Origin of the sequence: Curtobacterium sp. MCBA15_016, from assembly GCF_001865105.1 — a bacterium.
In the GTDB taxonomy this organism is placed as follows: domain Bacteria; phylum Actinomycetota; class Actinomycetes; order Actinomycetales; family Microbacteriaceae; genus Curtobacterium.
In genome coordinates this window covers 31,649-50,509 of the sequence record NZ_MJGR01000003.1, presented here as the reverse complement: position 1 = coordinate 50,509, position 18,861 = coordinate 31,649, and the positions used below count along the sequence as shown (strand labels likewise).

Below are 18,861 nucleotides of genomic sequence, written 5' to 3'. Positions count from 1 at the left end.
CCGTGTGACGGACGGGAGGCGCGGTGCCAGCTGGCACCGCGCCTCCCGTCCGTCCGGTGGGACGTCTCAGACGACGATCGCGACGACGCAGAGGGCGAACACGGCGATGCCGGACGCGACGGCCGGCACGTCCCAGCCCCGGACGACGGGGGCGTCGGGCGTGCGCCCGTGCCGTTCCGACCAGCGGTCGCGGACCGCGACGAACTCGTCCGGCTGCCGCAGCACGCGGGGCTCCCCGCGTCGGGTCGGCTTCGGCCGCGGCAGCGACGGACCGCCCCAGCAGGTGACCCGGCGGCCGTCGGCGAGGTCGAGCACGATCTGCCAGCGCATCCGGACGTCCTCGACGGCGCCCCACGGGACCGTCGTGGACCGGAGTGGGTTCACCACCGTGATCGCGTCGTCGGTGATCCGTACGTGCGGGCGGAAGGTGAGCACCCAGAGCACCCAGACGAGCGCGGCGAGGGGACCGATGGCGTGCAGGACGACGTCCCAGCTCCCCCGCACCGCGGCGTCGCCGAGCATGAACAGCGCCAGGAACGCGACGAGGCCGGACGCGACCGCGCCTCCGCGGCCTGCGCGGAGGACGACGGTGCGTCCGGCCTCGTTCGTGTCCAGCGGGATCAGCGTCCGAACTCGAACCCGGCGCCGGGGATGGCGTCCAGCAGGTCCTTCGTGTACTGCTCGCGCGGGTTGGCGAAGACCTCGTCGGTGGTCGCCTTCTCGACGATCTGTCCCTTGCGCATGACGCAGACGTTGTCCGCCACGAGGCGGACGACGGCCAGGTCGTGCGTGATGAACAGGTAGGTCAGGCCCAGCTCGGACTGCAGCTCGGTGAGCAGGTCGAGGATCTGGCCCTGCACGAGCACGTCGAGCGCGGAGACCGCCTCGTCGAGCACGATGACCTCGGGCTTGAGCGCGAGGGCCCGCGCCACGGCGATGCGCTGCCGCTGCCCGCCCGAGAGCTCGTTCGGGTAGCGGTTGACCATCGACTTCGGCAGCGCGACCTGGTCGAGCAGCTCCAGCACGCGGGCCCGGCGGGACGCCTTGTCGCCCACCTTGTGCGTGTGCAGCGGCTCGGCGATCGTGTTCCCGACGTTGTACATCGGGTCCAGCGAGCCGTACGGGTCCTGGAACACCGGCTGCACGCGGCGGCGGAAGTCGAAGAGGTCCTTGCCCTTCAGCGCGCCGATGTCGATGCCGTCGAACTGGACCGTGCCGCTCGTGATGGCCTCGAGCTGCAGGACGAGCTTCGCGACGGTCGACTTGCCCGAACCGGACTCGCCGACGAGCGCCGTGGTGGTGCCCTTCGGGATCGAGAACGAGACGTCGTCGACGGCCTTCAGCTCGCGGGAGGCGAGGTTCTTGCCGCGCAGCTTGTAGACCTTCTCGAGGTTCTTCACCACGATGAGGTCCTTCGCCGGTGCCTGCTCGCGCTCCTGGGCGCGGGCGAGGAGCTCGGCGTCGTCGCTGCCGACGTCCGCGATGTCGACACGCTGGTGCTGCACCTTTGACTGGATGCGACGGCTCGCGAGCGACGGTGCCGCGGCGACCAGGCGCTGCGTGTACGGGTGCCGCGGGTTCGCCAGGATCTCCTTCGAGGGCCCGGCCTCGACGACCTGGCCCTTGTACATCACGACGAGCTTCTCGGCGCGCTCGGCGGCGAGGCCGAGGTCGTGCGTGATGAACAGGACGGAGGTGCCGAAGTCGCGGGTGAGGGTCTCGAGGTGGTCGAGGATCACGCGCTGCACGGTGACGTCGAGCGCACTCGTCGGCTCGTCGGCGATGAGCAGCTTCGGGCGGCTCGACAGACCGATGCCGATGAGCACGCGCTGCCGCATGCCGCCGGAGAACTCGTGCGGGTACTGCTTCAGGCGGGTCGACGCGTCGCCGAGGCCGGCCTCCTGCAGGACCTCGACCGCACGGGCACGGATGGCGTGCTTGCCGGTCGCGATGCCGTTGGCCTTGATGGCCTCTTCGACCTGGAAGCCGATCGACCACAGCGGGTTGAGGTTCGACATCGGGTCCTGCGGGACGTAGCCGATCTCCTTCCCGCGGATCTCCGACATCTCCTTGTCGCTCAGGCCGACGAGCTCGCGCCCGTTGAACTTGATCGACCCGCCGGTTACCTGGCCGGTCCCGGGCAGGAGCTTGATGATCGCCTGGGCGCTCGTCGACTTGCCGGAGCCGGACTCGCCGACGATCGCGAGCCGCTCACCCTGCTCGAGGGTGAAGCTGGCGCCGCGGACCGCCTGGACGAAGCCGTTCTGCGTCTTGAAGCCGACCTCGAGGTCGGTGATCTCGAGCAGGGGCGCACCGGAGCCGCCGGTACGGCTGGCGTTCGGCTGGGTCAGTGTCTCGCTCATCGGCGGGCCCTCGCCTTCGGGTCGAGTGCGTCGCGGACCACGTCACCGAGGAGGAGGAACGCGAGCACGGTGATGGACAGGGCGGCGGACGGCCAGAAGATGGTCGACGGCGCGGTGCGGATCGACGCCTGGGCGTTGCCGATGTCGACACCCCAGCTGAGCGCCGACTGCGGCAGTCCGATACCGAGGAAGGACAGCGTGGCCTCGGCGACGATGAACGTGCCGAGGGACACCGTCGCGACGACGATGACCGGTGCGAGCGAGTTCGGGACGACGTGGCGGACCAGCGTGGTGAAGCGGCTGACACCGAGCGCGGCCGAGGCCGTCACGTAGTCGGACTGCTTCGCGCTGAGCACGGCGCCGCGCATGATGCGGGCGATCTGCGGCCACGCGAACACGGCCAGCACCAGCGACACCGTCAGGGCGTTCCGCGCGGGGATCACGGACATGATCACGATCGCGCCGAGGACCGTCGGGATCGAGAAGAAGATGTCACCGATGCGGGACACGATCGTGTCGAGCCACCCGCCGAAGAAGCCGGCGAGGGCACCGATCACGATGCCGACGATCGACACGAGGACGGTCGCGACGACACCGACGATGAGCGAGTTGCGCGTGCCCCAGATGGTGCGGGCGTAGACGTCGTTGCCCTGGCGGTTGAAGCCCAGGATGTGGCCGGCCTCGGGTCCCTCGTTGCTCTTCGCCAGGTCCGCCGCACGCGGGTCGACGTGGGCGAAGAGCCCCGGGAAGAGCGCCACGAGGACGATCAGCAGGATGAGGACCGACGACACCCAGAACATCGGACGGGTCCGCATCGAGTCCCAGGCGTCGCTCCAGGTCGAACGGGTCTTCTCGTCCTCGTTGACCTGGTCGACCGCCTGGAGCGGGGTCTCCTCGAGCGGGGCGACGTAGTGCGTCGCCGAGCGGGGTGCGGCGTTACTTGGCATAGCGGATCCTCGGGTCCAGGACGGCGTAGAGCAGGTCGACCAGGAGGTTGGCGAGCATGAAGATGATGACCATCACGGCGACGAACGACACGACGGTCGGACCCTCGCCGAGCTTGACGGCCTGGAACACCGTGCCACCCACACCGTGGATGTTGAAGATGCCCTCGGTGACGACCGCGCCGACCATCAGGTTGCCGATGTCGACACCCAGGTAGGTCACCACGGGGATGAGCGAGTTGCGGAAGATGTGCACGCCCACCACGCGACGGCGCGGGAGCCCCTTCGCGGTCGCGGTGCGGACGAAGTCGGCCGACACGTTCTCGGCGACGCTCGCGCGGGTGAGGCGGACGATGTACGCGAACGACACCGACGCCAGCACGATCGCGGGCAGGACGAGCTCGGACCACGGCGCCTGACCCGACACCGTGACCCGGAACAGGCCGAGGTTGATGCCGAGGACGTACTGCAGCAGGAAGCCGACCACGAACGTCGGGACCGAGATGAGCAGGAGGCTCACGACCAGGGCGGTCGCGTCGAAGAGCTTGCCCTTGCGGAGACCGGCGATGACACCGACGACGATGCCGGCGATCGACTCGAACAGCAGGGCGAGGATCGCGAGGCGAGCCGTGATCGGGAAGGCCTGCGCGAGCTGCGAGCTCACGGGCAGACCCGAGTAGGTCAGCCCGAGGTCACCGCGGAACACGCCGCCGATCCAGAGCAGGTACTGGATGATGAACGGCTTGTCGAGGTTGTACTGCTGGCGCAGCTGCTCGATGACCTGCGGCGACGGCTGACGGTCACCGAACAGGGCGGCGATCGGGTCACCCGGCAGGGAGAACACCATGAAGTAGATGAGGAACGTGGCCCCGAAGAACACGGGGATGAGTTGCAGGAGGCGCTTGCCGAGGTACCAGGCCATCAGATCCCTGCCTGGTTCGGGACGCGCATGTCGTTCAGGTTCATGTCGTGAGGGGTGGACGGTCCGCGGGTCGGCACGGGAGTCCGGTGCGGGCGGCGGCGCCCGCTGTGGTGGGGGAAGGTGTTGCCGCCGAGGTACGGGGGCTCGGGAGCCTGGTGGGCTCCCGAACCCCCGTCCGGTGGTCGCGGAGCAGGATACCCGTCCGCGATGTGTCTCACGAGGAGACTGAGGTTACTTCTTGACCTCGACGTCGTAGTACAGCGGCACCGAGTTCCAGCCGAACTTCACGTTCGACACGGTGTCCGCGTTCCACACGCCGGTGACGTTGGAGTACCACAGCGGGATCTCCGGGAGGTCCTTGAACAGGAGCTCCTGCGCCTGGTCGAAGAACTTGTTGCCCTCTTCGACGGTCGCGGCCGAACGGCCCTTCTGGAGGAGCTCGTTGTACTCGGCCGAGTCGTAGCGCGAGTAGTTGCTCGACGAGCCGTCACCCATGGTCGGGCCGAGGAAGTTGTACAGCGACGGGTAGTCCGCCTGCCAACCGGTGCGGCTGCCGCCCGTGAGCTTGTCGTCCGTCTGGACCGCGAGGGCCTCGGCGAACGTCGGGTACGCCTTGCCCTCGGCCTTGATGCCGAGCGTGCTCGAGATCGAGTTCGTGACCGCGGTCACCCACGCCTCGTGCCCGCCGTCGGCGTTGTACGAGATGGTGAGGGTGTCGTTGTACTTCGAGATCTTGTCGGCCTCGGCCCACAGCTCCTTGGCCTTCGACTTGTCGTAGGTCAGGACGTCCGAACCGTCGAGGTCGTCGTTCCAGCCGGCGATCACCGGGGAGGTGAAGTCCTTGGCCGGGGTGCGGGTGCCGTCGAAGATCTTGTCGGTGATCTGCTTGCGGTTGATCGCCATCGAGATCGCCTCGCGGCGGAGCTTGCCCTCTTCACCCTTCCAGTGGTCGAGGTAGTAGGGCAGGTAGATCGCCTGGAAGATCGCGGCGGCCTGGTTGACGTTCGAGTCCGGGAAGTCGGACTTGTAGGTCGCGAAGGCGCTGTCCGGCACGGCGTCGAGGACGTCGAGGTTGCCGCCCTGCGCGTCGGAGTACGCGGTGTCCTGCGAGGTGTAGAACGTGACCGTCAGGCCACCGTTCTTCGGCTTGCGCTTGCCCTCGTAGTCCTTGTTGGTGACGAGCTTGATCGACTGGTTGTGCGTCCACGCACCCTTGCCGTCGAGCTTGTACGGACCGTTGCCGATCGGGTTCTCACCGAAGGCCTTGGTGTCCTTGTAGAACTCCGAGGGCAGCGGCACGAACGCCGAGTAGCCGAGCGACAGCGGGAAGTCCGACTGCGCCGACTTGAGCGTCACGGTGAACTCGTCGTCGCTGACGACCTTGAGGCCGGTGAGCTCGGAGTCCTTCGTGGCGTCGTAGCCCTCGATGTTCTCGAAGAAGTAGCTCGCGCCCTGCTTGTTCGAGAACTGGGCGGCCCAGTTCCACGCCTTCGTGAACGACTCGGCCGTGACCTTCTCGCCGTTGGTGAAGGTGTAGTCCGTGTTGAGCTTGATGTCGAACGTCTTCGAGTCATCGGTGTCGATGCTCTTCGCGACCTCGTTCACCGGCTTGCCCTTGGCGTCGTAGGACACCAGGCCTTCGAAGATCGAGTCGATGATCTTGCCGCCGCCGACCTCGGTGGTGTTCGAGGGGATGAGCGGGTTCTGGGGCTCGTTGCCGTTGGTGGTGACGATGCCGGACGCGTTCGTCGAGCCCGCCTTGTCACCTCCACTGCTGCTGTTGCTGGAGCAGCCGGCCAGGGCGATTGCTGTGGCCCCGAGCACGGCGAGGGCTGCGAGCCCAGCGCGCTTCTTGATCAAGATTCCTCCTGGTGCATGGGACGCGGCGGGCGCACGGGTGCCTGCTCGCCACGTTTGACCTTTGCACTGTAGGCAGTGTGGGGAGTGCTCACCAAGCCCAGGGGAGATCGGTTACAAATCGGAAACCAAGTTGCACGATCCTTGCGAGAGGATGCAAGATTCGGGCGGATCACGGACGCCGGGGCGAGATTGTTGCAACCGCATCGAGATGCTTGCGTCCGTGCACAACTCTGTGCAAGCCGATTGCCTGGCTGCGCACAGCAGTGTGCCCCGCCCGGGACACCGGACGGGGCACACGTTACGCGAGCTCGGGATCAGGCGAACGCCTCGACCGGCGGGCAGGCGCACACGAGGTTGCGGTCGCCGTACGCCTGGTCGATCCGGCGCACCGGCGGCCAGTACTTCCGGGCGCTGATGCCCGGCAGCGGATAGACCGCCTGCTCGCGGGTGTAGGCGTGCGTCCACTCCCCCGAGATCACCGACGACGCGGTGTGCGGGGCGTGCACGAGCGGGTTGTCGTCCGCCGGCCACTCGCCACGCTCGACCGCCGAGGCCTCGGCACGGATGGCGAGCATCGCGTCGACGAAACGGTCGAGCTCGGCGAGGTCCTCGCTCTCGGTCGGCTCGACCATGAGCGTGCCCGCGACCGGGAACGACATCGTCGGGGCGTGGAACCCGTAGTCGACCAGGCGCTTCGCGACGTCGTCCACCGTGATGCCCGTCGTGTCCCGGAGCGGGCGGAGGTCGAGGATGCACTCGTGCGCGACGAGACCCGACTCCCCCGTGTAGAGCACCGGGAACGCGTCGCGCAGGCGTGCGGCGATGTAGTTCGCCCCGAGCACCGCGGCCTCGGTCGCACGGGTGAGCCCCTCGAGCCCCATCATCCGGACGTACGTCCACGTGATCGGCAGGATGCTCGGGCTGCCGTACGGCGCTGCACTGACCGGGCCACCGGCGTGCGCGTCGCGGTCGGAACCCTCGGCGCGCACGGAGCCGGTGCGACGGTCGGCGTCCTGCGCGAACGGGTGGCCCGGCAGGAACGGTGCGAGGTGCGACTTCGCCGCGACCGGACCGACCCCGGGCCCGCCGCCACCGTGCGGGATGCAGAACGTCTTGTGCAGGTTGAGGTGCGAGACGTCCCCGCCGAAGTCGCCGAACCGGGCGTGGCCGAGCAGGGCGTTGAGGTTCGCGCCGTCGACGTAGACCTGGCCGCCGGCGTCGTGCACGGCGGCGCAGATCTCGCGGATGTCGTGCTCGTAGACGCCGTGCGTGGACGGGTACGTGATCATGAGCGCGGCGAGCTGGTCGCCGTGCTGCTCGGTCTTCGCACGGAGGTCGTCGAGGTCGACGTTGCCGTTCTCGTCGCAGGCCACCACGACGACCCGCATGCCAGCGAGGACGGCCGACGCGGCGTTCGTGCCGTGCGCGCTCGACGGGATGAGGCAGACCGTGCGGGACTCGTCGCCGCGGGACCGGTGGTACCCGCGGATCGCCAGGAGTCCGGCGAGCTCGCCCTGACTGCCGGCGTTCGGCTGCAGGGAGACCGTGTCGTACCCGGTGACCTCGGCCAGCCAGGACTCGAGGTCGCCGATCATGTCGAGGTAGCCCTCGACGTCGTCGCGCGGCGCGAACGGGTGGATGTTCGCGAACTCCGGCCACGTCACGGCCGCCATCTCGGTCGCCGCGTTGAGCTTCATCGTGCAGCTGCCGAGCGGGATCATGCCGCGGTCGAGCGCGTAGTCCTTGTCGGCGAGGTGCTTGAGGTAGCGCATCATGCGGGTCTCGCTGCGGTGGGCGCTGAACACCGGGTGCGTCAGGTACTCGCTGCTCCGCAGCAGGTCGGACGGGAGGCGCGTGGCCGCGTCCCGCACGGCGGTCTCCGTCGCGGGGACGGTCGCGTCGACCGCGCCGAACACGACGGCGAGGGCCGTCACGTCCTCGGGCGTCGTCGTCTCGTCGACGGACAGCTGGAAGGTGTCGGCGTCGACGAGGTGCAGCAGGCGGTCCGCGTCACGGGCCGCGGCGACGAGTGCCTCGGCGCGTCCGGGCGCGCGGACGGTGAGCGTGTCGAAGAAGGCGTCGTGCACGACCTCGAGCCCGGCGTCACGGGCGGCCGCGGCGAGCGCCGACGTCGTCCGGGCGACGCGGTCCGCGATGAAGCGCAGCCCCTCGGGACCGTGGTACACGGCGTACATCGAGGCCATCACGGCGAGCAGGACCTGCGCGGTGCAGATGTTGCTCGTCGCCTTCTCGCGGCGGATGTGCTGCTCGCGGGTCTGCAGGCTGAGGCGGTAGGCCATCTGCCCGTCGGCGTCGAAGGACACCCCGACGAGGCGGCCGGGCAGCTGGCGCTCGAGGCCGGCACGGACGGCGAGGTACCCGGCGTGCGGGCCACCGAAGCCGAGCGGGACGCCGAAGCGCTGGCTCGTGCCCACGGCGACGTCGGCGCCGAGGTCGCCGGGGCTGGCGAGGAGCGTCATCGCGAGGAGGTCCGCCGCGACGACCGCGATGCCCCCACCGGCGTGCACGCGCTCGATGACCGACGACGGGTCGACGATCCGACCGGAGGCACCGGGGTACTGCACGATGACGCCGAAGGCACCGTCGAGCTGCTCGTCGGTCGGTCCGGCCACGGCGTCGAACCCGCGCAGGACGATGCCGACGGCCTCGGCCCGGTGGTCGAGCAGCGCACGGGTCTGCGGCAGCAGGTCGGCGTCGACGAGGAACGCGTCACCCGTGACCTTGGACGCCCGGCGGGCGAGGAGCATGCCCTCGACCACGGCCGTGCCCTCGTCGAGCATCGAGGCGCCGGCGGTCGCCATGCCCGTCAGGTCCGAGACCATGGTCTGGAAGTTGATGAGCGCCTCGAGCCGGCCCTGCGAGATCTCCGGCTGGTACGGCGTGTAGGCCGTGTACCAGCTGGGGTTCTCGAGCACGTTCCGCTGGATCACCGCGGGGGTGTGGGTGCCGTGGTACCCGAGCCCGATCATGGCGCGACGGACGGTGTTGCGGGCGGCCTTGGCCCGGAGTTCGGCGAGCGCCTCGGTCTCACCGATCGCCGCGGGGATGCCCGAGTGGACGGTCGGCGCCGCGTGGATCGACTCGGGGATCGCGGCGCGGACGAGGGCGTCGAGGGACGGCTGGCCGACGGCGTCGAGCATCGTCCGCTGGTCGACCGGGGTGGTGCCGATGTGGCGGTCAGCGAAGGACGTCTGGAGGTTCTGCAGGTCGCCGGTCATGCGATGGACGCCCGGTACGCGTCGTGGTCCATGAGGTCCTCGGGGAAGGAGGTGCCGTCCACCTTGATCTTGACGAGCCAGCCGGCGCCGAACGGGTCCTGGTTGACGGTGTCGGGGGCGTCGACGACGGCGTCGTTGATCGCCACGACCTCGCCCTCGATCGGGGCGAAGAGTTCGCCGACGCTCTTGGTCGACTCGATCTCGCCGATCTGCTCGCCCGCGGTGGTGGCGGTGCCGACGGCGGGGAGCTCGACGTAGACGACGTCACCGAGCTGTTCGGCGGCGTGGTCGGTGATGCCGACGGTGACGGTGTCGCCCTCGACGAGCAGCCACTCGTGGTCGGCCGTGTACTGGAGTGCGGTCTGGTCGGTCATTGCATCAGCCTTTCGAGGCGCGGCGGTAGAAGGGGAACGCGGTGACGGTGCTGGGGATGGCCGTTCCGCGGACGTCGATGTGGAGGAGCTGTCCCTCGGTGGCGAGCGCCGGGTCGACGAACGCCATCGCGACGGGGTGGCCGAGGGTCGGCGAGAGCGCACCGGAGGTGACGGTGCCGACGACGACGCCGTCCTGCACGACGTCGTACCCGGCACGCGGGGCCCGGCGGCCCTCGGTGACCAGGCCGACGAGCACGCGGGCGTCGTCCGACGGGGTGACGCCGGTGGCGCCGACGAAGTCGCCGTCCTTGGCCACGACCCGGCCGAGGCCGGCCTGGGCGGGACGGACGTCGGTGCCGAGCTCGTGCCCGTAGAGCGGCATGCCCGCCTCGAGCCGGAGGGTGTCGCGGGCGGCGAGGCCGGCGGGCACGACCCCGCGGTCGGCGCCGGCCTCGAGCAGGGCGTCCCAGAGCGCTCCGGCGACGGACGGGTCGCTGTAGACCTCGAAGCCGTCCTCGCCGGTGTAGCCGGTGCGGGCGACGAGGACCTCGGCGCTGTCGAACACCGCGTGCAGCGCCCGGTAGTACCCGAGCTCGTCGAGGGGGCTCTCCGGCTGGAGCCGGTCGGCGACGACGAGCGCGTCGAGCGTCCCGGCAGCGGCCGGGCCCTGGATCGCGACCAGTGCGGTGGTGTCCGAGTCGTCCGACACCTCGACGTCGAAGCCGTCGGCCCGTGCGGTCAGGGCGTCCACCGCGACCTGCCGGTTCGACGCGTTCGCGACGACGAGGAAGACGTCCTCGTCGGTGCGGTAGACGACGAGGTCGTCGAGGATGCCGCCGTCCTCGGCGAGGAGGAGCGAGTACTTCGCCCGTCCGACCGGCATCGCGCCGAACGACCCGGCGAGTGCGTGGTCGAGGAAGGCCACGGCCTGCGGACCGGTGACGCCGACCTCGGCCATGTGCGAGAGGTCGAAGACACCGGCGGCCTGACGCACGGCGTGGTGCTCGGCGAGGTCGGACGAGTACCGGACGGGCATCCGGTACCCGGCGAAGTCGGTGAAGGTGGCGCCGGCGGCTTCGTGGGCGGGCTCCAGCGGCGACGAGCGCAGTGGGGACGTTGGCATGGGCGGAGTTCTCCTGGCATCGGCAGGACCCGACGACCGTCGTCGGGCGGAACTCCCCCTCTGTCATGGGCCTGAGAGTTTCACCGCGGCCCGTGAGGTCCGGCGGCTTTCACCGTGGGCGAGCCACGGACCGACCCGGTGGGGGCATCGTGGCTGCTTTTCAGAGTGGCCTGTCCGCTGCGGTGTGGGACCTGAGAGATTGTCGGGGGGATTGCTCCTTCGGTGCCGTGCTGGGTGCCCAGGGCACCGCACGACGTCTCCCGCGACGGATGAACGGCCGGTCTTCAGTTGTCGGGCCGATCATACCGACCCCGCGTTTCGGGCATGTGACGGACCCGGTGGTTCGACATCTCGTAGAATGCGGGGATGGCAGGTCAGCGATCACGCCCCCGCGGGCAGCTCGAGCAGGCGGTGCTCGACGCGCTCTGGTCGGCGGACGGCGGGCTCAGCGCGCGCCAAGTGCTCGACGCCTTCCCGGAACCCCGGCCCGCACTGACGACCGTGCTCACCGTGCTCGACCGCCTCGGTCGCAAGGGCCGGGTGGAGCGGCAGCAGCACGACGACGCACCGCTCACCTTCCGCGCGACGAACAGCAGGGAGGAGCAGACCGCCTCCCTCATGTCGAACGCCCTCGCCGCGGCGACCGACCGCGAAGCCGCTCTGCTGCAGTTCACCGGCTCGCTCGCCTCCGACGACCTCGACGTCATCCGCCGCGCCCTCGACGCCCGAGCCCGTTCCTGACGGATCCGCCGTGGTCGTCACCGGAGTCGTCCTCATCGCGCTCGCCCTGGCGGTCGTGGTCCTCGCGCCCCGGGTCCTGACCCGCTCCGCGTGGACGATCGACCGGCCGCGAACCGCGCTGGTGTGCTGGTCGGTGGCGGTGCTGCTCGGCGTGGTCGGCTTCGTCGCGGGCATCACGCTCCTCGTCGTGGCGAACCGCCCGATCACCGACCCGATGGGGTTCGGCGGCTCCCCCACGCACGGCCTCAACGTCGGCGTCGCCCTGCTCGCCGTGCTCGCGTTCGTGATCGCGGTCCGGGTCCGGCCCGGCCCCGAGCACGAGGCCGTGCGCGAGGCGATGCGCTCCGGTGCGGCACCGCACCGCGAGATCGACGGCACGCCGGTGTCCGTCCTCGAGGCGGACCACGCACTCGCCTGCGCCGTCCCCGGCAGGTCCGGTGGCGTGCTCGTGAGCACCGGGCTCGCGGACCGTCTGCGCACCGACGAACTGGAGGCCGTGGTCGCCCACGAACGCGCGCACCTGACCCAGCGCCACGCGGTCGCGGTCGGGATCGCCGAGTCGATCGAGCGTGCGGTCCCGTGGATCCCCGGCGCGCGCGCCATGGCGCGCTCGACGCGCGTCCTCGTGGAGTTCGCCGCCGACGACGCGGCCGCACGACGTGTCGGACGCGACGCGCTGCGGCGAGCCGTCCTGGTGGCGGACGGGACGAGCGCGCTCGGGGCGATCCGCGCCTCCCGTCTGGGGTCCTGACGCGTGTCGGCGGTGGGGCATATGGTGATGGCACCGTGAAGCCACTGACCGAAGCAGACATCCGTTCGTCGTTCGTCAACGCCACCCCGGACGAACTCGCCCAGCTGCCCATCCCCGGCCTGCACGAGACGCTGTGGGACGAGCGCGAGTTCCTCGGGTGGCGCGACCCGCAGGCCGCCCGCCGCGGCTACATCGTGTCCTGGATCGACGACCGCCCGGTCGGGATCGTCGTGCGCTCCGCCGGTGGGTCCCTCCGCCCCGGGATCGCCGCGATGTGCTCGTTCTGCCACTCCCCGCAGCCGGCGACGCAGGTCCGCCTGTTCTCGGCCGCGCGCGCCGGAGAATCGGGGCGGAACGGCAACACCATCGGCTCCTACATCTGCGAAGACCTCGGGTGCCCGATGCTGATCCGCACCGCGCCGCCGCACCTCAACCCGCCGGCGACGATCGCGATGCGCGGCGAAGCACTCCTGCAGCGGGTGCGGAACTTCACCGAGGACGTGGCGAAGACCGCGTGAGCCGGTTCAGCACCGCCCGGTGGGCCGTCGTCGAGGAACTCGGAGACGGCCGGTGGCGCCTGACCCTTCGCGACGAGGCCGACGACGAGCTCGGCGCGTTCGGGCTCGGCGTCGAGGGGCCGTGGGACCCGGACGTCGAACCACACGTGGGCTTCGTGCTCGCGCAGCTCGGCCTGACGCTGCGCGGCACCCGACCCTGGCGAGTGGACGAGCTCGGGGACCAGCGGGCACCGGTGCTGCCGCTGGCGTGAGGGGCCCGGCGCTGCGGACTCACTCCGTCGCGGCGATGAAGTTCCGCAGGATCTCGCGGTCGTCGTCGGCGCGGGCGGCCCAGACCAGCTCGCTCCGGTGGTCGTCCGCCTCGAGCGGCAGCAGCACGACGGTGTCCGGAGCGGCGAGCGTGGCGCTCTCCGGCGCCACCGTCACCCCGAGGCCCGCGCCGACCAGGTGCAGCACCGTGGCCCAGGTGGTGGCCTCCTGCACGACCACGGGTCGCCGGGGACCGGACACCACCGGGGCGAGGTTGCGTTCGGTCGCGACCGATCCGGCCTCCGCCGGGAAGAACACGAACGGGTCGTCGAGCAGCTCCGGTCCCCGGATCGATGCCCGCGCCGCGAGCCGGTGCCCGCGCGGGACCGCTGCCACGAACCGCTCGCTGCGGAACGGCAGGAAGCGCACGGCCGGGTCGGGATCGGGATCGCGCACGATCGCCAGGTCGAGCTCCCCACGGACGATCCGCGCCAGCAGGGTCGACGAGTAGCCCTCGGTGAGTTCCACGCGGACGAGCGGGTAACGCTCCCGGAACACCTGCACGCGTTCGATCGGACCGAGCGGCAGCGCGGAGACGACGAACCCGACGTCGAGCCGACCGGCCTCGCCCCGGCCCACCCGCACGGTCTCGTCGAGGTCCCGGCGCGCCTGTTGCAGGAGCGATCGTGCCCGGCCCTGCAGCACCCGTCCGGCCGGGGTGAGCGCGACGCTGCGGCTCGTCCGCACGAAGAGGTCGACGCCGAGCGCCCGTTCCGTCCGCCGGATCTGCTGCGACAGCGCCGGCTGTGCGATCCGGAGCGCCTCGGCTGCACGTCCGAAGTGCAGTTCGTCGGCCACGGCGAGGAACGCCCGGAGCTGCCGGAGGTCGACGTCGAGCTCGCGATCCATGCACACAGCGTATCGATCCGCGCGAACGAGTATTGGACGGGACTCGGCACGGCGTCCGAGGATGGGTGCATGCCCGATGCGATCACCACCGACGCCGTGCTCATCACCGACATCGCCTCCGCTGCCGACGCCGAGGCGTTCCGCGTCCTCAACGAGGCGTGGATCAGCCGGTTCTTCACGCTCGAGGACGAGGACCGGAAGCTCCTCGGCGACCCGCTCGGCCAGATCGTCGAGCCCGGCGGCGCCGCCTTCGTCGCACGGCTGGGATCGGACGGGCCGGTCATCGGCTGCGTCGGCATCGCGCCCGTCGGGCCCGGGGTGTTCGAGCTGGTCAAGATGGCCGTCTCGACCGAGCACCAGGGGCACGGCACCGGCCGCAAGCTCATCGCCGCAGCGCTCGAACGTGCCCGGGCGATCGGCGCGCACCGGGTGGTGCTGGAGAGCAACGCGCAGCTGGCCAGCGCCGTGCACCTGTACGAGGCGTTCGGGTTCCGGCACCTCGGCCACGACGAGGTCGCGCCCAGCCCCTACGCCCGCGCGGACGTCCACATGACACTCGACCTCTGAGCGGAGCCGCCAGGGAGCGGTACCGACCCGGTACGCTCGCGGCATGGCGACACACGAGGTGCAGGCCGTCCGCGAACGCGGCGCGTGGCAGGTGTTCATCGACGGGTTCCTGGTGACCGAGGTCACCCGGTGGCCCTCCGTCGGGTTCGTCGCCCGCGAGTGGATCGGGCTCACCGAAGAGGTGCCCGCGCGCGAGGTCGACCTGACGATCCGCGTCGTCGGACGCAACCAGTACGTGGCCTGACGCTCCCCGTCAGCGAGCAGCTGCGACGAGCTGGCGCCCTCGCCGGGGAGACGCCACCATGGACCGCGTGAGCACCACGACCTTCGACGACCTGATCGCGATCGGCGAAGCCGCAGATGTCACCGGCTGGGACTTCTCGTGGCTCGACGGCCGCGCCACCGAGGAGCGCCCGCCGTGGGGCTACGCGAAGCTGCTCGGCGAGCGACTCGGCCGCCTCGCCGAGGTCCCCGGTTCCGCCAGCCTCGACGTGCAGACCGGCGGTGGTGAGGTCCTCGCCGAGGCCACGGCGTTCCCGGCCACGGCGGTCGCGACGGAGTCCTGGGCGCCGAACGTCGCCGCCGCCACTCGGCTCCTGCACCCGCGCGGAGTGGTCGTCGTCGCTGACCCGGACGAACCACCGCTGCCCTTCGCCGACGGCGCCTTCGACCTCGTGACGAGCCGGCACCCCGCCGCGATCCACTGGGACGAGATCGCCCGGGTACTCGCCCCCGGAGGCACCTACTTCGCCCAGCACGTCGGCCCGGCGAGCGTGTTCGAGCTCATCGAGTTCTTCCTCGGCCCGAAGCCGATCGAGCGTCGGGGGCGACACCACGACGACGAGGCCGACGCCGCGCGAGCCGCCGGCCTCGAGGTCGTGGACCTCCGGACCGCTCGCACCCGCATCGAGATCCGCGACGTCGCGGCGGTGGTCTACCTACTGCGGAAGGTGATCTGGTGGGTGCCGGACTTCAGCGTCGAGCGGTACCGCGACCGTCTGCGCGACCTGCACGAGCTGATCCAGCGGGACGGACCGTTCGTGGCGTCCTCAGCCCGTCACCTCGTCGAGGCGCGCCGACCCGAGTAGCCGACCCGCGCCGCCAGGCCGACGGCAACAGCCGACAGCCGAAAGCCAGCAGCTGACGGCCCACACCAGCCCGCCGCTCACGCGACGTGCCAGACCAGCCCCTCCTGCGCACTCGACGGGTAGGCCGCCGCGATCCGCAGCACCGCCTCGCGCAGCGTGTCCGGCGAGCACGCCAGGTTGAGCCGCGCGAACCCGCGGCCCTGCGAGCCGAACCCGAGGCCGGAGTTCAACGCGACGTAGGCGTGCTCCCGGAGCGGCACGGCCGGGTCGTCCCCGAGCCCGATGCCGCGGAAGTCGAGCCACGCCAGGTAGCCGGCGCGGGGCCGGGTGTACACGACGCCGGGCAGGTGCTCCGCGAGCAGGGAGCCGAGCAGCCGTTCGTTCGCGACGATCCGGGCGACCACGTCGTCGAGCCAGTCCGTCGCCAGGCTGAACGCCGCGAGGTTCGCGTGCAACCCGAGGATGCTCGTGCGGCAGGCGACCTCCTCCCAGAGCGTGTCGAGGAGCGCTGCCGTTCGTGCGTCCCCGGCGACGATGATCGAGCACTTCACCCCGGCGAGGTTCCAGCCCTTGCTCGCGCTCGTCACGCAGATGCTCCGCGCACCGGCGGGCTCGGCCACCGCGGCGAACGGGGTGAAGCGGACGCCGGGGTGCGTCAGCGGTGCGTGGATCTCGTCGCTGATGACGAGGACGTCGTACCGTGCGGCCAGTTCGGCGAGCGCCACGAGGTCGTCGTGGTCGTGCACGAGGCCGACGGGGTTGTGCGGGTTGCAGAGCAGGAAGACGCGGACGCCGTCGGCGAAGGCGCGCTCGAGGCCCTCGAGGTCGAGCCGGTACACGCCCCACTGCTCGAGCAGTGGGACCTCTTCCACCTGACATCGGGCCTCTTCGACGAGCTCGAAGAACGGCGGGTACACCGGCGGCGTGATCGCGACCCGGCCGCCGTCCGGCAGCGCGAGGCGGAGCGACTCGACGATCCCGACGCTGACGTCCGTGGCGAGGGACACCCGGGCGGGGTCGACGTCCCAGTCCCAGCGGTCCTTCGCGAACGCGGCGAACGCCGGTGCGAGCGGCCCGGGCCCATCGAGGTACCCGAGGTCGGACTGCTGCACCCGCTCGATGAGCGCCTGCCGGATCGCCGGCGCGACCTCGTGGTCCATCTCGGCGACGAACAGGGGCAGCACGTCGGGCGCGTACCGCGTCCACTTGATGCTCGTACGGACCCCTCGCAGGGTGCCGACCGGGTCCTCCTCGTCGTGCGCCATGCGTCCCAGCATGCATCGGACTGGAGGCGCGGCGCGAGTCCGGCCGTCATCCTGCGTCGCGCGCGGGCCGGGGCCGCGGATCGCATCGTGAGCAGAAATGGTCGGGTTGCCTGCGCCGACCCGACCATTGCTGCTCATCAGATGCGCGTCACGCCCCCGGCTCGGGCTCGACCGCGAGCCAGAGCTCGGCCTCCGCGGTACGACCGCCGGGTGCGAGCCGGACACGAGCGATCTCCGGCGCCGCCACCAGACGGTACGGGTTGGCGGGCAACCACTCCCCGAACGCCTGCGGCCACAGCGCCTGGATCGCTCCGGGCACCGGTCCCGAGCCGGAGAACACCACCCACGTCGCAGCCGGCACCTCGATGACGTCGAGGCCCGGTGCGCTCTCGACCGAAGTGGCGGCGACCACCGAGTAACGGAGGAGACTGCCGTCCGCGCGGCCCTCGGTGAACGCATCGGACACCGACAGCACACCCGACGGCTCCTGGTCGGACAGTCCGGCGATGCGCTCCCGGTCCTCGGGGGTGATGCTGCGTTCGAACGCCTGGATCGCATCGTTCGGCCCCTCGTACACGAGCGGGACACGGGTCGAGCGTCCGATGAGACGGAAGGCGGGTTTCTGGACGAGGCGGTACTGCACGGGAGTGCTCCCTTCGACGGTGAGACGGAAGGACAGCCGACCCTGCGACCGGAACACTGCGCCGGGCTCGCGCGCCTCCTGCGGCCCGATGCCGTGCACGGCGCGGAACGCCCGCCCGAAGGCATCGGCCGAGCCGTACCCGAAGCGTGCGGCGACGTCCGAGACGGTCGTCGTCCCCGAGGCGATGACGGCCGCGGCGAGCGTCATCCGCCGACGTCGGACGTACTCGGAGAGCGGCATCCCGGCGAGCGCGGAGAACACGCGCCGGAAGTGGTACTCGCTCGTCCCGGTGATGCGCGCGAGCTCGTCCACGTCGAGCACGGTGTCGTCCGGGCCGCCGTCGAGGTGTTCCTCGACCGCGGCGATCGCCTCGTTCCAACGCTCCATGTCGGTGTCCTTCCTGGTGGTGTGCTCGACGCTACGGTGACGTCGCGCGACGGACACGATGATCCCTGCCCGGGCTGGTCGGCCTACTGTCTGCGTCATGAGCACGAGCACCGCCGACAAGGCGACCACCCTCAAGCAGCTGCACGAAGCACCGGAGATCCTCCGCGTCGTCAACGTCTGGGACGCGATCAGCGCGAAGGTCGTCAGCGACCTGCCGGAGACGAAGGCGATCGCCACCGCCGGGCACTCCATCGCCGCCTCGTACGGGTACGACGACGGCGGGATGCCGCTCGACCTGGCACTGTCGGGCGCCGCGACCGTCGCCGCCGCCACGGACCTGCCCGTCACGGCGGACCTCGACGACGGCTACGAGGACCCGGCCGAGACGATCCGCCGCGCGATCGCTGCGGGGATCGTGGGCGCGAACGTCGAGGACCGCCTCCGCCCGTTCGACGAGGCCGTCGCCCGGGTCGCCGCCATCACCGCCGCCGCCCAGGCCGAGGGCATCGACTTCCAGCTCAACGCCCGCACCGACGCCATCGCCCGCGGCGGGGACCGCCCGATCGAGGAGAGCATCGCCGACGCGATCGCCCGCGGCAAGGCGTTCCTCGACAACGGCGCCGCGCTGGTGTTCGTGCCGGGAGCCATCCAGCGGGACGTCGTGGAGCAGCTCGTCGCGGGCCTCGGTCGCGGCAAGCTGTCCGTGATCGGGCTGCCGGGCGCCCTGCCCGCCGCCGAGTACGAGGCCCTCGGGGTCGCCCGCATCTCGTACGGCCCGCTGACGCAGCGCGTCGCGCTCCGCGCGCTGCGCGACCTGGCGACCGACCTGTACGGCGGTGGCGTCGTGCCGGAGGACACCCCGACCCTCAACTGAACCAACAGGCGGCCTGGAGGCGCGGTGCCAGCTGGCACCGCGCC

19 protein-coding genes and 1 riboswitch are annotated in these 18,861 nt (G+C 70.9%); of the genes, 8 read left to right on the top strand and 11 right to left on the bottom strand.

Translation table 11 applies throughout. The features are described 5' to 3' along the window. Nucleotides 1-66 precede the first annotated feature (66 nt). The 8 genes from BIV03_RS02590 to gcvT form a co-directional block, all read right to left on the bottom strand. Complete coding sequence (locus tag BIV03_RS02590; protein ID WP_071294539.1) at nt 67-522, bottom strand: PH domain-containing protein; 456 nt, start codon at nt 520-522, stop codon at nt 67-69. Between the two features lie 98 nt (nt 523-620). Further along, nucleotides 621-2,363: an ABC transporter ATP-binding protein gene (locus tag BIV03_RS02585; RefSeq protein WP_070416715.1), complete on the bottom strand. Its 1,743-nt coding sequence runs from the start codon at nt 2,361-2,363 to the stop codon at nt 621-623. Continuing rightward, nucleotides 2,360-3,310: an ABC transporter permease gene (locus tag BIV03_RS02580; protein ID WP_070416716.1), complete on the bottom strand. Its 951-nt coding sequence runs from the start codon at nt 3,308-3,310 to the stop codon at nt 2,360-2,362. Before BIV03_RS02580 ends, BIV03_RS02585 begins: the two co-directional genes overlap by 4 nt. Beyond that, the gene (locus BIV03_RS02575) at nt 3,300-4,229 is read right to left on the bottom strand and encodes an ABC transporter permease (RefSeq protein WP_071294538.1); all 930 of its coding nucleotides are present in this window, start codon (nt 4,227-4,229) and stop codon (nt 3,300-3,302) included. The genes BIV03_RS02580 and BIV03_RS02575 overlap by 11 nt, the downstream gene beginning before the upstream one ends. Before the next feature lie 231 nt (nt 4,230-4,460). After that, on the bottom strand, nt 4,461-6,089 hold the full coding sequence (locus BIV03_RS02570) for an ABC transporter substrate-binding protein (RefSeq protein ID WP_070416718.1): 1,629 nt from the start codon (nt 6,087-6,089) through the stop codon (nt 4,461-4,463). Nucleotides 6,090-6,403: 314 nt separating this feature from the next. Further along, nucleotides 6,404-9,328, bottom strand: coding sequence for an aminomethyl-transferring glycine dehydrogenase (gene gcvP, locus BIV03_RS02565; protein WP_071294537.1), 2,925 nt, complete (start codon nt 9,326-9,328; stop codon nt 6,404-6,406). Continuing rightward, nucleotides 9,325-9,702 carry a glycine cleavage system protein GcvH gene (gene gcvH / locus BIV03_RS02560; protein WP_071294536.1) on the bottom strand — a complete coding sequence of 126 codons (378 nt, stop codon included), beginning with the start codon at nt 9,700-9,702 and terminating at the stop codon, nt 9,325-9,327. The genes gcvP and gcvH overlap by 4 nt, the downstream gene beginning before the upstream one ends. Before the next feature lie 4 nt (nt 9,703-9,706). Next, the gene (gcvT, locus tag BIV03_RS02555; RefSeq protein WP_071294535.1) at nt 9,707-10,825 is read right to left on the bottom strand and encodes a glycine cleavage system aminomethyltransferase GcvT; all 1,119 of its coding nucleotides are present in this window, start codon (nt 10,823-10,825) and stop codon (nt 9,707-9,709) included. A gap of 170 nt (nt 10,826-10,995) precedes the next feature. Then, nucleotides 10,996-11,098, bottom strand: a riboswitch (glycine riboswitch). 93 nt (nt 11,099-11,191) lie between these two features. On the opposite strand from gcvT, the gene BIV03_RS02550 reads away from it, so the two are divergent. The 4 genes from BIV03_RS02550 to BIV03_RS02535 are packed head-to-tail and all read left to right on the top strand — an operon-like array spanning nt 11,192 to nt 13,086. Continuing rightward, the gene (locus BIV03_RS02550) at nt 11,192-11,566 is read left to right on the top strand and encodes a BlaI/MecI/CopY family transcriptional regulator (RefSeq protein ID WP_070416722.1); all 375 of its coding nucleotides are present in this window, start codon (nt 11,192-11,194) and stop codon (nt 11,564-11,566) included. A 10-nt stretch (nt 11,567-11,576) separates the two neighbouring features. After that, nucleotides 11,577-12,317 carry a M56 family metallopeptidase gene (locus BIV03_RS02545; RefSeq protein WP_070416723.1) on the top strand — a complete coding sequence of 247 codons (741 nt, stop codon included), beginning with the start codon at nt 11,577-11,579 and terminating at the stop codon, nt 12,315-12,317. A 35-nt stretch (nt 12,318-12,352) separates the two neighbouring features. Continuing rightward, complete coding sequence (locus BIV03_RS02540) at nt 12,353-12,835, top strand: FBP domain-containing protein (protein WP_070416724.1); 483 nt, start codon at nt 12,353-12,355, stop codon at nt 12,833-12,835. Further along, the gene (locus tag BIV03_RS02535; RefSeq protein ID WP_071294534.1) at nt 12,832-13,086 is read left to right on the top strand and encodes a hypothetical protein; all 255 of its coding nucleotides are present in this window, start codon (nt 12,832-12,834) and stop codon (nt 13,084-13,086) included. Before BIV03_RS02540 ends, BIV03_RS02535 begins: the two co-directional genes overlap by 4 nt. Before the next feature lie 19 nt (nt 13,087-13,105). Here the strand turns inward: BIV03_RS02535 and BIV03_RS02530 are convergent, their stop codons facing one another. Then, entirely contained in the window at nt 13,106-13,993 is an 888-nt protein-coding gene (locus tag BIV03_RS02530) for a LysR substrate-binding domain-containing protein (protein ID WP_071294533.1), read from the bottom strand. Between the two features lie 69 nt (nt 13,994-14,062). On the opposite strand from BIV03_RS02530, the gene BIV03_RS02525 reads away from it, so the two are divergent. Genes BIV03_RS02525 through BIV03_RS02515 form a run of 3 tightly spaced genes read left to right on the top strand, consistent with a single transcriptional unit; the run spans nt 14,063 to nt 15,648 of the window. Further along, nucleotides 14,063-14,560, top strand: a complete 498-nt coding sequence (locus BIV03_RS02525) for a GNAT family N-acetyltransferase (RefSeq protein WP_071294542.1) — start codon at nt 14,063-14,065, stop codon at nt 14,558-14,560. 43 nt (nt 14,561-14,603) lie between these two features. Beyond that, nucleotides 14,604-14,804: a hypothetical protein gene (locus BIV03_RS02520; RefSeq protein ID WP_071294532.1), complete on the top strand. Its 201-nt coding sequence runs from the start codon at nt 14,604-14,606 to the stop codon at nt 14,802-14,804. Between the two features lie 58 nt (nt 14,805-14,862). Continuing rightward, complete coding sequence (locus BIV03_RS02515; protein WP_071294531.1) at nt 14,863-15,648, top strand: class I SAM-dependent methyltransferase; 786 nt, start codon at nt 14,863-14,865, stop codon at nt 15,646-15,648. Nucleotides 15,649-15,725: 77 nt separating this feature from the next. Here BIV03_RS02515 and BIV03_RS02510 read toward each other — a convergent pair whose 3' ends face one another. Next, nucleotides 15,726-16,913 carry a MalY/PatB family protein gene (locus BIV03_RS02510; protein WP_254790694.1) on the bottom strand — a complete coding sequence of 396 codons (1,188 nt, stop codon included), beginning with the start codon at nt 16,911-16,913 and terminating at the stop codon, nt 15,726-15,728. Between the two features lie 148 nt (nt 16,914-17,061). After that, nucleotides 17,062-17,943 carry a helix-turn-helix domain-containing protein gene (locus BIV03_RS02505; RefSeq protein ID WP_071294529.1) on the bottom strand — a complete coding sequence of 294 codons (882 nt, stop codon included), beginning with the start codon at nt 17,941-17,943 and terminating at the stop codon, nt 17,062-17,064. A gap of 97 nt (nt 17,944-18,040) precedes the next feature. Between BIV03_RS02505 and BIV03_RS02500 the strand changes: the two genes are divergently transcribed. Next, entirely contained in the window at nt 18,041-18,817 is a 777-nt protein-coding gene (locus BIV03_RS02500) for an isocitrate lyase/phosphoenolpyruvate mutase family protein (protein WP_071294528.1), read from the top strand. The last annotated feature ends 44 nt before the right edge of the window (nt 18,818-18,861 follow it).

Bases quoted from the DNA above. Each gene is read 5' to 3' on its own strand.
- BIV03_RS02590 (WP_071294539.1), bottom strand. From the start codon at position 522: ATGCTCGGCGACGCCGCGGTGCGGGGGAGCTGGGACGTCGTCCTGCAC.
- BIV03_RS02575 (WP_071294538.1), bottom strand. From the start codon at position 4,229: ATGGCCTGGTACCTCGGCAAGCGCCTCCTGCAACTCATCCCCGTGTTC.
- gcvT (WP_071294535.1), bottom strand. From the start codon at position 10,825: ATGCCAACGTCCCCACTGCGCTCGTCGCCGCTGGAGCCCGCCCACGAA.
- BIV03_RS02515 (WP_071294531.1), top strand. From the start codon at position 14,863: ATGGACCGCGTGAGCACCACGACCTTCGACGACCTGATCGCGATCGGC.
- BIV03_RS02525 (WP_071294542.1), top strand. From the start codon at position 14,063: ATGCCCGATGCGATCACCACCGACGCCGTGCTCATCACCGACATCGCC.
- gcvP (WP_071294537.1), bottom strand. From the start codon at position 9,328: ATGACCGGCGACCTGCAGAACCTCCAGACGTCCTTCGCTGACCGCCAC.
- BIV03_RS02500 (WP_071294528.1), top strand. From the start codon at position 18,041: ATGAGCACGAGCACCGCCGACAAGGCGACCACCCTCAAGCAGCTGCAC.
- BIV03_RS02505 (WP_071294529.1), bottom strand. From the start codon at position 17,943: ATGGAGCGTTGGAACGAGGCGATCGCCGCGGTCGAGGAACACCTCGAC.
- BIV03_RS02530 (WP_071294533.1), bottom strand. From the start codon at position 13,993: ATGGATCGCGAGCTCGACGTCGACCTCCGGCAGCTCCGGGCGTTCCTC.
- gcvH (WP_071294536.1), bottom strand. From the start codon at position 9,702: ATGACCGACCAGACCGCACTCCAGTACACGGCCGACCACGAGTGGCTG.
- BIV03_RS02580 (WP_070416716.1), bottom strand. From the start codon at position 3,310: ATGCCAAGTAACGCCGCACCCCGCTCGGCGACGCACTACGTCGCCCCG.
- BIV03_RS02585 (WP_070416715.1), bottom strand. From the start codon at position 2,363: ATGAGCGAGACACTGACCCAGCCGAACGCCAGCCGTACCGGCGGCTCC.
- BIV03_RS02520 (WP_071294532.1), top strand. From the start codon at position 14,604: ATGGCGACACACGAGGTGCAGGCCGTCCGCGAACGCGGCGCGTGGCAG.
- BIV03_RS02550 (WP_070416722.1), top strand. From the start codon at position 11,192: ATGGCAGGTCAGCGATCACGCCCCCGCGGGCAGCTCGAGCAGGCGGTG.
- BIV03_RS02510 (WP_254790694.1), bottom strand. From the start codon at position 16,913: ATGGCGCACGACGAGGAGGACCCGGTCGGCACCCTGCGAGGGGTCCGT.